The organism is Cobetia sp. MB87, assembly GCF_011319755.1.
In the GTDB taxonomy this organism is placed as follows: Bacteria; Pseudomonadota; Gammaproteobacteria; order Pseudomonadales; family Halomonadaceae; genus Cobetia.
Window position 1 is genome coordinate 1 of sequence record NZ_VFBC01000009.1, and the last position, 14,575, is coordinate 14,575.

General features: G+C 61.1%; 6 protein-coding genes. 5 read left to right on the forward strand and 1 reads right to left on the reverse strand.

Annotated elements, in window-relative coordinates:
* The 5 genes from CDPAHKCJ_RS11485 to CDPAHKCJ_RS11505 form a co-directional block, all read left to right on the forward strand.
* Positions 1-4,875: VCBS domain-containing protein (locus CDPAHKCJ_RS11485; protein ID WP_205700858.1), on the forward strand; the 4,875-nt coding region annotated here is incomplete at its 5' end.
* A 126-nt stretch (positions 4,876-5,001) separates the two neighbouring features.
* Positions 5,002-6,633 (forward strand): TolC family protein, encoded by a 1,632-nt coding sequence (locus CDPAHKCJ_RS11490; RefSeq protein ID WP_166019926.1) that lies wholly within the window; start codon positions 5,002-5,004, stop codon positions 6,631-6,633.
* Positions 6,634-6,670: 37 nt separating this feature from the next.
* Positions 6,671-7,483, forward strand: coding sequence for an efflux RND transporter periplasmic adaptor subunit (locus CDPAHKCJ_RS11495; protein WP_166019927.1), 813 nt, complete (start codon positions 6,671-6,673; stop codon positions 7,481-7,483).
* A 74-nt stretch (positions 7,484-7,557) separates the two neighbouring features.
* On the forward strand, positions 7,558-8,856 hold the full coding sequence (locus CDPAHKCJ_RS11500; protein WP_166019928.1) for an HlyD family efflux transporter periplasmic adaptor subunit: 1,299 nt from the start codon (positions 7,558-7,560) through the stop codon (positions 8,854-8,856).
* A gap of 3 nt (positions 8,857-8,859) precedes the next feature.
* Positions 8,860-10,962 (forward strand): HlyD family efflux transporter periplasmic adaptor subunit, encoded by a 2,103-nt coding sequence (locus CDPAHKCJ_RS11505; protein ID WP_166019929.1) that lies wholly within the window; start codon positions 8,860-8,862, stop codon positions 10,960-10,962.
* A gap of 329 nt (positions 10,963-11,291) precedes the next feature.
* On the opposite strand, the gene CDPAHKCJ_RS11510 is transcribed toward CDPAHKCJ_RS11505, so the two are convergent.
* Positions 11,292-14,531, reverse strand: a complete 3,240-nt coding sequence (locus tag CDPAHKCJ_RS11510; RefSeq protein ID WP_166019930.1) for an EAL domain-containing protein — start codon at positions 14,529-14,531, stop codon at positions 11,292-11,294.
* Positions 14,532-14,575 lie beyond the last annotated feature (44 nt).

Consider the following 14,575-nt stretch of genomic DNA (forward strand, 5'->3'; position numbering starts at 1 on the left):
GTCGACGCCGATGCCATCATCGATGGCGTCAGCAACGACGGCACCCTGAACTGGACCTTCGATAGTTCCAGCGTCGAAGGCGAGGCGTTCGATCACCTCGCGGTGGGCGAGAGCCTGGTGCTGGATTACACCGTGTTTGTCACCGACAGCCAGGGGGCCACTGCCGAGCAGGTTGTCAGCATCACCATCAACGGCACCAACGATGCACCTGTCATTGCCATCGAAGGCGACGACAGCGCCTCCGAGTCACTGACCGAGACCGACGACACCCTGACCACCGCTGGCACGTTGTCCGTCAGCGATCTGGATACCACCGACGAAGTCACGCCGAGCGTCACCGCCGTGACCACCGACGGCGATGCCGATGGCTTGAGCAACGATCAGCTGCTGAGCATGCTCTCCGTCGATGCCGATGCCATCATCGATGGCGTCAGCAATGACGGCACGCTGAACTGGACCTTCGATAGTTCCAGCGTCGAAGGCGAAGCCTTCGATCACCTCGCCGTCGGCGAAAGCCTGGTGCTGGATTACACCGTGGTCGTCACCGACAGCCAGGGTGTGACCGCGGAGCAGGTCGTCCAGATCACCATCAATGGCACCAACGATGCGCCGGTGCTTGTGGATGGTGAGCAGCCAGTCAATCAAAGCGGTAATGATGGCGACCCCATCACACCATTCTCTGTCGCGGATGCCTTCACTGATATTGATAACGGAGCAGAGTTGAGCTTCTCTGCTGACAACCTGCCGGATGGCCTGGTAATCGATCCGACCACCGGCGAGATCAGTGGCACGCTGTCCCCGGATGCCTCCACCGGCGGTGATAACGCTGACGGCATCTACACCGTCACGCTGACCGGCACCGATGAGAATGGTGCTGGGGTCACCACGACCTTCACCTGGACCGTGGCCAACGTTGCACCGCAAGCCTTCGACAACACTGCCGAGCTGGAAGAGGGCGTCGCGATCAGCGACACCAGCACTACGACCGGCAATGTCCTGAGCGATGGCGATACCAATGGTGACGTCGATGTCGACGGCGGCAACGACACGGATACGCTGGTCGTTAGCGGCATCGGTGCTGGCGCCAATGCCGACACTGGCATCGCCGCAGGCACGCCGGTTACCGGCACCTACGGCAGCGTCACCATCGCCGAAGACGGCAGCTACACCTACACGCTGGACAACATCAATGCGGAAGTTCAGGCGCTCGCCGAAGGCGAGGTGATCACCGAGACCTTCACCTACGAGATCTCCGATGGGCAGGGCGGCACCGACACGGCGCTGCTCACCGTCACCATCAACGGCACCAATGATGCGCCAAGGGCGACCCTTCGAGCTCCGCAGGTAGAGACGGGAAGTGACGGGGAAGAAATTGCACCGATCAGCCTTCAGGATGCCTTCCAAGACGTCGATAGCGGCGCTCAGCTGAGCTATACGGCCGAAAATCTGCCAGATGGTCTGGTCATTGATCCGGTGACGGGTGTCATCAGCGGCACAATTGCCAACGATGCCTCCCAGTCAGGCAACACCCCGACGGACGGTCGCTACACCGTGACCGTGACAGCCACGGATGAGCAAGGCCAATCGGCTGACGTCACATTGAACTTCTTCGTGGCCAACGTCGCGCCTGAAGCCTTCGACAATACCGCCGAGCTGGATGAGGGCATCGCCACCAGCGACACCAGTACCACGAACGGCAATGTGCTCAGCGATGGTGACACCAATGGTGACGTCGATGTCGACGGCGGCAACGACACGGATGCGTTGCTCGTCAGTGGTATCGGTGCTGGCGCCAATGCCGGGACTGACACCGCCGCAGGCACGCCGGTCACCGGCACCTACGGCAGCGTCACCATTGCCGAGGACGGCAGCTACACCTATACGCTGGATAACAGCAATCCAGCGGTTCAGGCGCTCGCCGACGGGGAAGTGCTCACCGAGACCTTCACCTACGCGATCTCCGATGGTCAGGGCGGTACCGACACGGCGCTGCTCACCGTCACCATCAACGGCACCAACGATGCGCCGGTGCTGGTCGATGATGCTCAGCCGGCGGATCAGGTGGCCAATGACGGCGATACCATCACGCCGTTCACCATTGCCGATGCCTTCACCGACGTTGACGACGGAGCGGTACTGACCTACAGCGTCGACAACCTGCCGGACGGTCTGGTCATCGACCCGACCACCGGCGAGATCAGCGGCACGCTGTCTCCGGATGCCTCCACCGGCGGTGATAACGCTGACGGCATCTACACCGTCACGCTGACCGGCACTGACGAGAACGGCGCCGAGGTCACCACGACCTTGACCTGGACCGTGGCCAACGTCGCGCCGGAAGCCTTCGACAATACTGCCGAGCTGGATGAGGGCGTTGCGACCAGCGACACCAGCACCACGACCGGCAATGTGCTCAGTGATGGCGATACCAATGGTGACGTCGATGTCGATGGCGGCAACGACACGGATGCGCTGGTCGTCAGCGGCATCGGTGCCGGCGCCAATGCCGGTACTGACACCGCCGCAGGCACGCCGGTTACCGGCACCTATGGCAGCGTTACCATTGCCGAGGACGGCAGCTACAGCTACACGCTGGACAACAGCAACGCAGCGGTTCAGGCGCTCGCCGACGGGGAAGTGCTCACCGAGACCTTCACCTACCAGATTGACGATGGCCAGGGCGGTACCGACACGGCGCTGCTCACCGTCACCATCAACGGCACCAATGATGCGCCAAGGGCGACCCTTCGAGCTCCGCAGGTAGAGACGGGAAGTGACGGGGAAGAGATTGCACCGATCAGCCTTCAGGATGCCTTCCAGGACGTCGATAGCGGCGCTCAGCTGAGCTATACGGCCGAAAATCTGCCAGATGGTCTGGTCATTGATCCGGTGACGGGTGTCATCAGCGGCACAATTGCCAACGATGCCTCCCAGTCAGGCAACACCCCGACGGACGGACGCTACACCGTGACAGTGACAGCCACGGATGAGCAAGGCCAATCGGCTGACGTCACGTTGAACTTCTTCGTGGCCAACGTCGCGCCGGAAGCCTTCGACAACACTGCCGAGCTGGATGAGGGCGTTGCGACCAGCGACACCAGCACTACGACCGGCAATGTGCTCAGCGATGGTGACATCAATGGGGACGTCGATGTCGATGGCGGCAACGACACGGATGCGCTGGTCGTCAGCGGCATCGGTGCTGGCACCAATGCCGGAACTGACACCGCCGCAGGCACGCCGGTCACCGGCACCTACGGCAGCGTCACCATTGCCGAGGACGGCAGCTACACCTACACGCTGGACAACAGCAACCCAGCGGTTCAGGCGCTGGCCGAAGGGGAAGTGCTCACCGAGACCTTCACCTACGTGATCTCCGATGGCCAGGGCGGTACTGACACGGTGCTGCTCACCGTCACCATCAGCGGCACCAACGATGCGCCGGTGTTGGTCGATGACGCACAGCCGGCTGATCAGAGTGCCAATGACGGCGACACGATCACACCGTTCACCATTGCCGATGCCTTCACCGACGTCGACGACGGGGCGGTACTGACCTACAGCGTCGACAACTTGCCGCAAGGTCTGGTCATTGACCCGATCACCGGCGAGATCAGCGGCACGCTGTCCCCGGATGCCTCCACCGGCGGTGACAACAACGATGGTATCTATACCGTCACGCTGACCGGCACCGACGAGAATGGCTTGGATGTCACCACGACCTTCACCTTCGAGGTAGGGAATCCGGCGCCGCAGGCATTGGATCAGAGCGCGGACGTCTCCGAGGACGGAGTGACGACAGCTGAGGGCAGCCTGCTGGTCGATGCTGATGGCGAGCCGGTGACTGTCGATGGCGATGGTGATTCACTGCTCATTGCGAGCGTCAATGGTCAGGCCGTCGCTGGCAGCGATACCGTAATCCAGGGCACCTACGGTCAGTTGATCATCTCTGTCGATGGCACCTGGAAGTATGTGCTGGACAACGACAGTGATGCCGTCCAATCCCTCGATGATGGTCAGCAGGTGACGGATGACTTCAGCTTCGTGGTCAGTGATGGAGAAGGGGGCACGGCAGCCGGTGAGTTGACGATCCGGGTGGCTGGTCTCAGCGACAACGTCGTTCCGGAACCCGTGGTGCCGGTGACGCCAGTCGAAGGCTCCTCCGGTAATGGTTACCCGGCGGGCAGAGCAACAGCTGGATCTGATGAAGGTGGAGCAGGCTTCCTGCCGGAAGGTGACGAGGAGCTTTTCCAACCGCTCAGCGATTCCACCTTGGTGGATATTCCGAGCATTCAGCCGGTTCAGTTGACCATCATCCTGCGTGATGTCGTGGCCAATGAAGCCGTGTATGAATTTGCGCTGCCGGCGGGCGCATTTGAAAGCACCAACAATGAAGAGATCAAGGTTGAAGCGACGAGAACCGATGGGTCGCCGTTGCCCGACTATGTCGCTTTCGACAGTGATTCCCTCAACTTCCGTGTCAATAGGGCGCTGGCCTTGTCTTTGGGCGTTGAGCGAGTCGACGTCAAGGTCATCGGTCGCGACGAATCCGGCAATGAGGCCAGTACCACCTTCGTCATCTACCTGACGCCTGAGCAGGAAGAGGAAGAGAGTCTCGAGTATTACCGCAACCTCGCCAACGACGGTGAAGAGCAGCCGCCGGCAGAAGGGCAGCAGGAAGACGAAGCAGAGCCGAGCACTGAAGTCACAGGCACACCTGATCTCGAAAATGGTGAGGATCAGGCTAGCGTATCTGGTGCCGTGCCACTGTCCGAGATGCTCAAGGTGGCCGGACGTGACGGGTTCAGTCACGACCATGCAGACGTGCTGGCCGATCTGATGGCGTTGTTGAGTGATGATTCAGAAATTTCTTGATTATCGTTAACAGAATAAACCGCAATGAGCTCTCGATAGCGAGAAAGTGAGCTTATCCAATACAAGGTGTCCGCCTGCCCCATATCAAGGGGTGGGTGAACAAGAGCAAGGGAACGAGGCGAGATCATGACGGGAAACAAAACAACGGAAACCGCCCGGGCGTTGTCTGAGTCGCGCGGGCGGGGTCGCCTCAAGACTCTGGCGACGATGGTTGCCATCAGCGCCGCGGGCATTGCCTTGTCGGCATGTGGCACCGTGCAACCTGAGCCTCTGGATCGTCAGGATATCGCGACCGCCATCCAGAGCGATGAAATGCTCTTCGAGCAGATGACACCGGCCATCACCGAGCCGCTGGATCTCAACCATGCGATGGCGCGCGCGCTGAAGTACAACCTCGACAATCGCGTCAAGCTGATGGAGCAGGCGTTGGCCGAGCAGAGCTTCAATCTGGCCAAGATGGACATGCTGCCGGTATTGGCGGCTAATGCCGGTTTCACCAGCCGAAACAATGAAGATGCCTCCTCGAGCGAGAACGTGCGTACTGGCGTGCAGAGTCTTGCCCAGTCGACCTCTGTCGACAAGGATCGGACGGATGCCGATCTGCGCCTTTCCTGGAACGTGCTGGATTTCGGTGTCAGCTACCTGAAGGCCAAGCAGGAGGCGGACCGCTTCCTGATCGTCAAGAACGCCCGGCGTGACATCATGGCCAAGCTGCTTCAGCAGACGCGCAGCGCCTATTGGAAGGCTGCGGTGACGCAGAAGTTGAAGCCGCGCATCGATGCCTTGCTGATAGATACCGAAAAGGCGCTTGCGCAGCTGGATCAGATCCAGCGCGAACGATTGCGGGCGCCGTTGGATGTCCTGCAGGAGCAGCGCCAGCTGCTCTCCATCATGCGCAATCTGAAAAGCTTGCAGCGTTCCGTCGAGACTTCGCAGATCGAACTGGCGAGCCTGATTAATCAGGCGCCCAATGTCGAGATCCCCTTGCAGGCGCCGAGTGAGTTGCCGGAACTTCCTCCGTTGCCTTCCAATGACCTGGATGTGTTGGAGCGTGTCGCGCTGGCCAACAGCGGAGAGTACGTCGGTCAGCTCTACAATGCGCGCATCGCGCAACGTGAAGCGCGCAAGAGCATGGTGCGACTGCTGCCGGGGCTGGAGTTCTCCTACAGCGCCAATTACGACAGCAACAGCTATCTCTACAACGACACCTGGGCACAGGCGGGTGTGCGAGTCAGCTGGAATATCTTCCGTCTGTTCGCGATCGATGAGATCAAGGCTCAGAACGAGGCGCGTGACCAGATGGTCGAAGCGCGTCGTCTCGCCAGCAACATGGCGACGCTGGCACGGGTGAATCTGGGCTGGCAGCAGTACCACAACTCGCTGGATAGCCTGGCGATCGCGCAGCGCTTCCAGGCATTGGATGAGCAGATCGCGGACTTCAGCAAGCAGGCGCGGGCTAGCCGTGCGATCTCAGGGACGCAATCTCTGCTCAATCAGGCCAAGGCCTTGAACTCCGTGCTGAGCAATTCATTGGCTTACGCTGATGCACAGGACGCCTATGGTGGCTTCCTGTTCAGTCTGGGCTTCAATCCGGTGCCCGAGGATTATCAGCGTTACGACGTCGATACGCTGGCCAGCAATCTGGATGCCTCCTTCCGCCAGTGGTCAGGCGGCAGCCTGCCACTGCAGGACCCGGCACTCTGGCTGGAAGCCCAGTCCGACACAACCCAAGCACAGGACGGTCAGGCCAGTCTGTAAGCTAGCCTCCCGCCATATTTCAACAGGGATGCTGACGATGATGATCGCAGGTAAAGGTATCAATCGCCGCATGGCGAGGTTGGGGGGAACCCTGCTGGTCGCCATGCTGCCCGGGCTGATGGGTGTTGCGCACGGGGCGGATCAACCGACCGTTCGCGGACAGGTCAGTGCTGTCAATTCCACCATTCTGGCGGCGCCTCTTTCGGGGCGCCTGCTCGAAGTCAATCGGCGTGTCGGGGAAGAGGTCAACAAGGGCGATGTGCTGGTGCGCTTCGATTGCCGTTCGCTGAAGGCGGAGCGGGCAGTCGCGAGTGCACGTCTGTCCGGTGCAAGCTCCCAGTACAAGGTCAACAAGCAGCTGGCGCGCTATGACAATGTCAGCCAGCTGGACGTGGATCTGTCGCGAGCAGCGGTCAATGAGGCCAGTTCCTCGGTCAAGCTGTCGGATGTTTATCTCAGTGATTGCACCATCACGGCGCCCTTCGATGCAGAAGTGGTCTCGCGTGCGGTCAATCCTCATCAGTTCGTCTCCAATGGCGAGCCGATGATGGAGCTGGTGAGTTCCGATGAGCTCGAGATCGAGGCCGTCATTCCCGCCATGTGGCTGGGGCAGGTCGGCGCAGGCACACCGATGACCTTCATCGCAGATGCCACGGGAGCGGAACTTTCCGGCAAGATCGTGCGCGTCGTCGACAACATTGACCCGGTCAGCCAGACCCTCAAGGTGATCGCGCGGCCGGATGCCAAGCCGGATGGCGGCATCAAGCCCGGCATGAGTGGTGAGGTGCGTTTTCCCTCTCTGAGTCCTTCCAGCCTCGATGATGTGGATAGTGGAGAGGCGGCACAATGAATCGGCGGGTCGAAATGCCAGGCAATGTCACGACAGATCGCCTGGCGGGGCTCATCACCTTGCAGAAGCGTTTGATGAGCGCCAAGGGGCGCAAGGAAGCAGAGTATGTGCTGGTCAATGACACAGGCTACCTCTTCCCCGCGCGCCAGATGTTGCTGGTCAGCAATGGCAAGCTCTCGTCACACTCCGGTGCCACTGATGTCGAGCAGCAGAGTCCCTACTTGCACTGGGCAAGACGCGTCATCAAGGCATTTGATCTCGATCGTCAGGTCGCCTCCACCAAGGCAGGTGACTCACAGGCGGCCAGGCCCGAGCAGGTCATGTCACTGACGCCGGAGCGCCTCAAGGAGCGTGATGCCTCTCTTGCCGAAGACTGGAGTGAGTATTGGCCGCGTGAAGGACTCTGGGTGCCCATGGTATGGCGAGGCCGTATCGAGGGTGGCTTGCTGTTGTTGCGCGAGAAGCCCTGGAATGAAGCCGAACAACGCCTGCTGACCCATTGGGTGCAAGGTGCCGAGAACGTGCTGGCACGTCATTCGGGGCGCAGGCGCCAGCCGGTGGGCAAACGTCTGCTGTGGGGTGCGGCCTTGGTGGCGATCGCTCTGCTGATGTTGGTGCCGGTACGCCTTTCCGTACTGGGGCAGGCGGAAGTGGTGCCGGAGGTCAGCAGTATCATCCGCTCGCCCCTGGATGGCGTGCTCAAGGACTTGTCCGTGGCGCCCAATCAGGTGGTGGAGAAGGGCCAGTTGCTGGCGAGTCTCGATGATGCCGAGCTAAAGGGGCGGCTGGCAGAAGCCAATCAGGCCATGGCGGTGGCACAGGCGGAATATGCGCGAGCCCGGCAGCGCTCCTTCACCGAGCGCGAGGCCAGTGCCGAGGTGCCGCTGTTGAGGGCGCGGGTGGACCAGGCGCGTGCCGACGTCGAGTTTCTTGAAACACAGCTGACGCGTGTACGGGTTGAAGCGCCGCGGGATGGGGTCGCGATCCTCGGCGATACCAGTGATTGGGCAGGGCGCCCGGTCAGGCTGGGTGAGCGTCTGCTGGAAGTGGCTGACACCCGGGGCGCTGAGGTGGAAATCTGGCTGCCGAGTGCCGACAACATTCCGCTGCCGGAAGGCGCCGAGGTCTCGTTGTTCTTGAACGTCGACCCCTCACAGGTTCGTGAAGCGCGGTTGACGCATGTCAATTATCGGGCCGAGCTGGCACCGGATGGCGAGCTCGCCTATCGCGCGCATGCCGTGTTGAGCGATGCCGAGAACCTGCCGCGCGTCGGCTGGCGGGGGACGGCCAAGGTAGAGGGTGAGCAGGTCACGCTGGGTTATTACCTGTTCCGTCGCCCGTGGGCCACGCTGCGCAGCTGGAGCGGGTGGTAAGGCATGATCTCACAGACTCCCCCGTTGGCCGTGCTGCGCGAAGATCTCAAGTTGCACCCCGTCGAGCAGGATCGCGATGGCAAGCGGCGCTGGTTGCTGCATGACCCGGTCGCCCAGCGCTTCTATCGGCTGGGCGAGGCCGCCATCGAATTGCTGCCCTTCATTCGCGGTGGCCAGGAAGCGGCAGCCGCCAAACAGGCCAGTGCCAGTCTCGGTCGTGAAGTGCCTGGTGAGCAGTTGCGCGCCCTATCGGAATTTCTGCGTCAGCATGATCTGGTGCGCGGGGACCCCGGGCAGCAGGAACGCTACCAACGCCGTCTTGAGTCGCGCCCCACGGGGCTCAAGTGGTTGATGCATCACTATCTCTTCGTGCGCATTCCGCTGGCCAATCCGGATCGCTGGCTGAGCCGGCACGTCAACAAGGTACGCTGGCTGGGCAGCCGCGGCTTCTTCTGGAGCCTGGCGGTCCTGTTTCTGGTAGGCCTATGGCTGACGGTACGCCAGCTGGATACCTTCATCGCGAGCTTCGCGGCACTGGGCGCTGTCGGCGGCTGGCTGACGCTGGGGCTGGCGCTGGTCTTCGTCAAGATACTGCATGAGCTGGGGCACGCTTTCGTCGCCAAGGCCAAGGGCGCGCGCGTCCCGACCATCGGTGTGGCCTTCATCGTCGGCTGGCCGGTGCTCTACACCGATACCAGTGATGCCTGGCGACTCACCCAGGCCCGAGACAGAGTTGGCGTCGATATCGCGGGTGTCGCGGTCGAGCTCTCGATCGCGGTACTGGCGTTACTATGCTGGCATCTGTTGCCGGAAGGCTTGCCGCGCACCCTGTGTTTCTGGCTGGCGACGACGACCTGGATCATGTCGGCGCTGGTCAACTTCAATCCCTTGATGCGCTTTGATGGCTATTATCTGCTGTCCGATGCCTGGCGACAGCCCAATCTTGAACCCCGCTCCCAGGCGTTGGCACGTTGGCAGCTGCGTGAATGGCTGTTTGCCTTCAAGGAAGCGCCGCCTGAGCGTCCGCAGCGTGCCCTGGTGCTGTTCGCGGTGGGCGTCTGGGTATATCGCCTGCTGCTGTTTCTCGGGATCGCCCTGGCGGTCTATCACTTCTTCTTCAAGCTTCTCGGCATCGTGCTGTTCGCCGTCGAGATCTGGTACTTCATCATGCGGCCAATCGTGAATGAAATTCGGCGCTGGTTCAGTGAAGGTCGCAAGCCACGCGCCAATCTGGCTCTGTTGCGTACCGGGGTGATCGTCGTGGCGCTGGGAGCCTTGCTGATCTGGCCCTGGCAGAGTGAGTTGCGCCTGCCGGGGTGGCTGGAGCAACCCTCGGCTCGTCTCGAAGCGCCCTTCGGTGGCCGGCTGAGTCTCGATGTCGCCCAGGGGGACGAGGTGAGCGCCGGTCAATCGCTGGCGACCATCAGTGTCCCGGAAGTCACCCAGCGGCTTGCCAGTGCCGAGCGTCGCGTGGAACAGCTGGACTGGCGCCGCTCCGCCAGTGGTCTGGATCGCAGGTTGCTGCAGGATAGCCCGGTGGTGCAGGCCGATCTTGACGTGCAGCGCCAACGGGTCAGCGCGCTGCAAGCCGAGCAGGCGACCGGTCAGCTGGAGGCGGCATTCACCGGCAAGGTGCACTCGCTCAATCCTGCCTTGAAAGCAGGGGGCTGGGTCGGTGAAGGGGAGTGGGTGATGACGCTGCGCAATCCCCGGCAGGTGACTCTGACGGCCTGGGTGGAAGAGGAAGAGGTGTTGCGCGTCGATGAGGGAGCCGCTGCCTGGTTCTATCCGCTGGCGCCGGTAGGCAAGCCGCTGGAAATGCGTGTGGTCAGCGTCGAGCCTCAGGCAGTCGCAGTGCTTGAGCAGCCGGAAATGGCCGCGCCCTATGGTGGGGACTTGAAGGTTCGCGAGGGTGATGAAGGGCAGCTGGAACTGATGCGCAGCCTCTATCGGGTTACGCTTGAGCCAGTGGACTTCTCTCAGGCGCTGGCACTCTCGATGCCTGGCCGGCGCGGCATGGTCAATGTCGAGACTGAGCCGCGCAGCCTGTTGAGCCGAACCTGGCGTGAAGTGGTGGGAGTCTGGCGTCGCGAATCCGGTTTCTGAAACCACTAACCTTCCCTCCTGCACCCAGCCTTCTGAAACAGTGCAGAGAAGCCCAGCCTCTGAGTAGCGTTTGCCGCTCTGAGGCTGGGCTTCTTTCGTCTGGTTCTGCAGAGCGGACTTTTGGCGACAGGGCTTATGGAAAAGGCTTTGGAAATAGGGCTTTGGAAATAGGGCTTTGTGAAGAGGGCTTTGTGCGACTTCGTAGAAAGGCCGCGCTCTGCTCTGTGGGTTGCCCATAAGGTGCTCCGCCTTGATTCGGCAATCCTCCGGCTCAGCAGCCCCTGGCTCAGCAAGCCCTGATTCAACCAGCCCTGGGAGCAAGAGGCGCACTATTCGAGCGTCATTGACCCTGGATGCCGGGCTGGAGACCGCTCCGTCAACATGTTCTTGCCGTGGTCGTCATCGGTATTGGAGCAGATGGCGATGGTCTCGAGTGGCTCCGGCATGCCCAGCGCATAGCCCTGCACATAATCGGCGCCGATCGTGGCAACGGAGGCAAGCACCTGCGCACTTCCCACGAATTCCGCCACGGTCTTCATGCCCATTTCACGTGCGACCTCGGCAATGGCGCGGGCGATGGAGTAGGAGACACGGTTGGTGTCCATGTCGCGAATGAAGGCGCCATCGATCTTCAGGAAGTCGACGGGCAGGTTTTTCAGATAACCGAAGGAGGAGACTCCACTCCCGAAGTCATCCAGCGCGAAGGAGCAGCCGAGTGCGCCGAGTGCCTCGAAGAAGGCGCGAGCGTCGCCCAGCCGCGTGATGGCAACGGATTCGGTGATCTCGAAACACAGCTTGTCACCCGGGATGCCACTGTCGCGGACCAGCGTGACCAGCAGGTCGCGAAAGCTCGGGCTGCTGATGGAGTGCCCAGAGAGGTTGAGTGACACCATGGTCAGTCGCTGGGCATGCGCAGGGTGCGCCGCCAGCCAGCTCAGGTACTGGCGAATGACATGTTCATCGATGGCGGCTGACAGGCCATATCGCTCCGCCGCAGGCAGGAAGGCGCCCGGCGCAATGATGGTGCCATCCCGGCCTTTCAAGCGCACCAGCACTTCGTAATGTAGAGCGCAGTCAAGCTCGCAGTGCGGACCCTCGTCTGGCTCTGCGTTGATGGCTTGTGCAGTGGCGAGGGTGCTGACTATCGGCTGTTGGTAAAGCACCAGGCGCTGCTCTTCGATGGCTGCGGTGATTTCTGTCAGCCAGTGCATTTCCTGCATGCGTCGTGCTACTTCATCACCGGATTCACTGTGACGATGGATGCGGTTGCGCCCGGCATCCTTGGCTTCATAGCAGGCAGCATCGGCGGCACTCAGCAGCTGATGCGGGTCGTTGTGATTGCTGTCGATGCTCACCAGGCCAATGCTGGTGCTGATGGTGAACAGCTTGTCATCCCACATGAATCGGAAGTTGGTGACGGACTGGCGCATCTCTTCGAGCAGCGCCTCGGCGGCGTCCAGCGTCATGTCGGGCATCAGCAAGCCGAATTCATCCCCTCCCAGGCGTGCGAGACGATCCTGCTTGCGCATGCCGGCGGCAATGACGTCGACCAGCTGGATCAATAGCGCATCGCCGGCCGAGTGGCCACAGGTGTCGTTGACGACCTTGAACTGGTCCAGATCGATGTAGGCGAGACAATGCAGAGCGCGGGTGGCGCGCGCATCATCACAAAGTGTCGTCAGTTCACGCTTGAAGGCGCCACGATTGAGCAAGCCCGTCAGGCTGTCGTGGTTGGCCTCGTGGGCCATGCGCTGCGACATGGTGTGATTGAGCGTGTTGTCGATCAGCGCCAGCAGCGTATAGCCATCCTGGTCTGGCGTAGCCTCGACCGCAGAGACACTGATCTCTGCATGCACCGAGTTGCCGGAGGCATGGATGAAGCGACATTGCTGGGTGAAGAAGTCCTTGCGCTGCTCGATCAGCGCCTGATGTTGTTGCAGGAAGCTTTCCAGGTCCTCTGGTTCGATCAGTTCGCGTATCACACTCTGGGACAAGGTGGCGGCGGTGTAGCCCAGGATGCTCTCGAGTCGTTGATTGACGCGCAACAGCTGGCCACTGGTGCTCAGGTGCGCCATGCCGACAGCTGAGTGTTCGAAGGTGGCGCGGTAGCGTCGCTCGCTGGCACGCAGACGTTTCTGAGAGGCCTGTTGCTCGAATTCGGTCATGAGCTGTGAGACGTGATCCGCCACCGAGGCCAGAAACGCCTGCTCATCATCTGCCCATTCGCGCGGGGCATTGCTTTCCGTACAGCAGATGACGGCCACCACCTGGCCCGCCACTCGAATCGGGCTGTCGATGATGGCCTTCACGCTGCAGCGGAAGGTGCCATCAAACAGCAGCTCTTGATTGGCCTTGGTCACATCGGCCAAGGCGAGAGCATGTCCGGCATCCAGGGCCTCGAAATAGACTCGGTTATGGGTGCGGGTAAGGCGAGTGGGGACTGTGTCATGCGTGGCATCGTGCGGCGGTGGAACCCATGCATCATGGACATGGGCAAGCGAAAGACAGTCGCGGTCTTCATTCATGTACCAGAAGCTTACCTTGCGTATCTGCAGGCCCTTGGCGACTTGCTCACATAACCACGGCAGCAGGCTGTCGAGCTGCGCGCTCTCATCATGGCGGGTGTTGCCGAGCTCGATCAAGGCCGCCTGCTGACGTTCATAGCGGCGCAGCTTGTCGGCCTGGGCATCCTTGGCCAGATGCTGCTGATGGATATCCAGCAATGAGCCGATGAAGCGGTAGGGCGCGCCGTTTCTGACCTCGAATTGAGCGCGCAGCTCGAACCAGCGATGATCTCCCTGCTGGGTGCGGATCAGCAACTCACAATTGAAAGGCGTTTCGCTCAGTCGCTTGGCGTTGATCAAGGCCTTGAAGTCGTCACGCATGTCGGGCGCGACTCTCTCATGCAACGCCTCGAGTGCAGTGTCGAGTGTGCCGGCTTCATACCCCAACTGGTTTTCCAGGCGGGTAGAGATGGTCAGTCTCTCGTTGCCGGTTTTCCATTCGATGATGCCATCGGAAATGCTGCGCAATATCCAGCTGGCGCGTGACTGACTGTCTGCGAATTCTGCATTGAGGTAGCTTTGATTGACCTGGCGTTTCAGCGCCTCGGTCGCCAGGTCCGCGAGCTTGTCCAGCCGGGCGAGGACGTCCGGGCTGGGCAATTGTTGACGCGGCTCAGCATCCGCCAGGCTCATGCAGCCGATTATCTCGCCATTGTCTGCCTTGAGAGGCAGGCCGATGTAATAACGTATGCCATCGAAAAGGACCGAACAGCAACCGGCGAGTTCCGGATGTTGACGGGCGTCACACGTGATGAGGGGGCTGGCCTGCAGTACCGCCGCGCCACACAGCGCATCATTGATGGGGACGGACTCATGCACGTTGTCGTCCAGACTCAACCAGCGCTTGAGCTGCTCGCCATCACGCAGGTTGATCATCGCCATGGGAGCGCCAGCCAGGTCGGCAGCCAGCTCAAGGATCATCAGGGCCTGATGATCCTCTTCATGCCGCAATGTCTTGATCCAATTGGGAATAATGGATGTATCAAGCCCGAGAGAATCTGGCATCGTGTCGCAGCCTTCCCTGTCTGTAACGGTGATGGGAGATCAAG

Bases quoted from the DNA above. Each gene is read 5' to 3' on its own strand.
- CDPAHKCJ_RS11490 (WP_166019926.1), top strand. From the start codon at position 5,002: ATGACGGGAAACAAAACAACGGAAACCGCCCGGGCGTTGTCTGAGTCG.
- CDPAHKCJ_RS11495 (WP_166019927.1), top strand. From the start codon at position 6,671: ATGATGATCGCAGGTAAAGGTATCAATCGCCGCATGGCGAGGTTGGGG.
- CDPAHKCJ_RS11500 (WP_166019928.1), top strand. From the start codon at position 7,558: ATGAGCGCCAAGGGGCGCAAGGAAGCAGAGTATGTGCTGGTCAATGAC.
- CDPAHKCJ_RS11505 (WP_166019929.1), top strand. From the start codon at position 8,860: ATGATCTCACAGACTCCCCCGTTGGCCGTGCTGCGCGAAGATCTCAAG.
- CDPAHKCJ_RS11510 (WP_166019930.1), bottom strand. From the start codon at position 14,531: ATGCCAGATTCTCTCGGGCTTGATACATCCATTATTCCCAATTGGATC.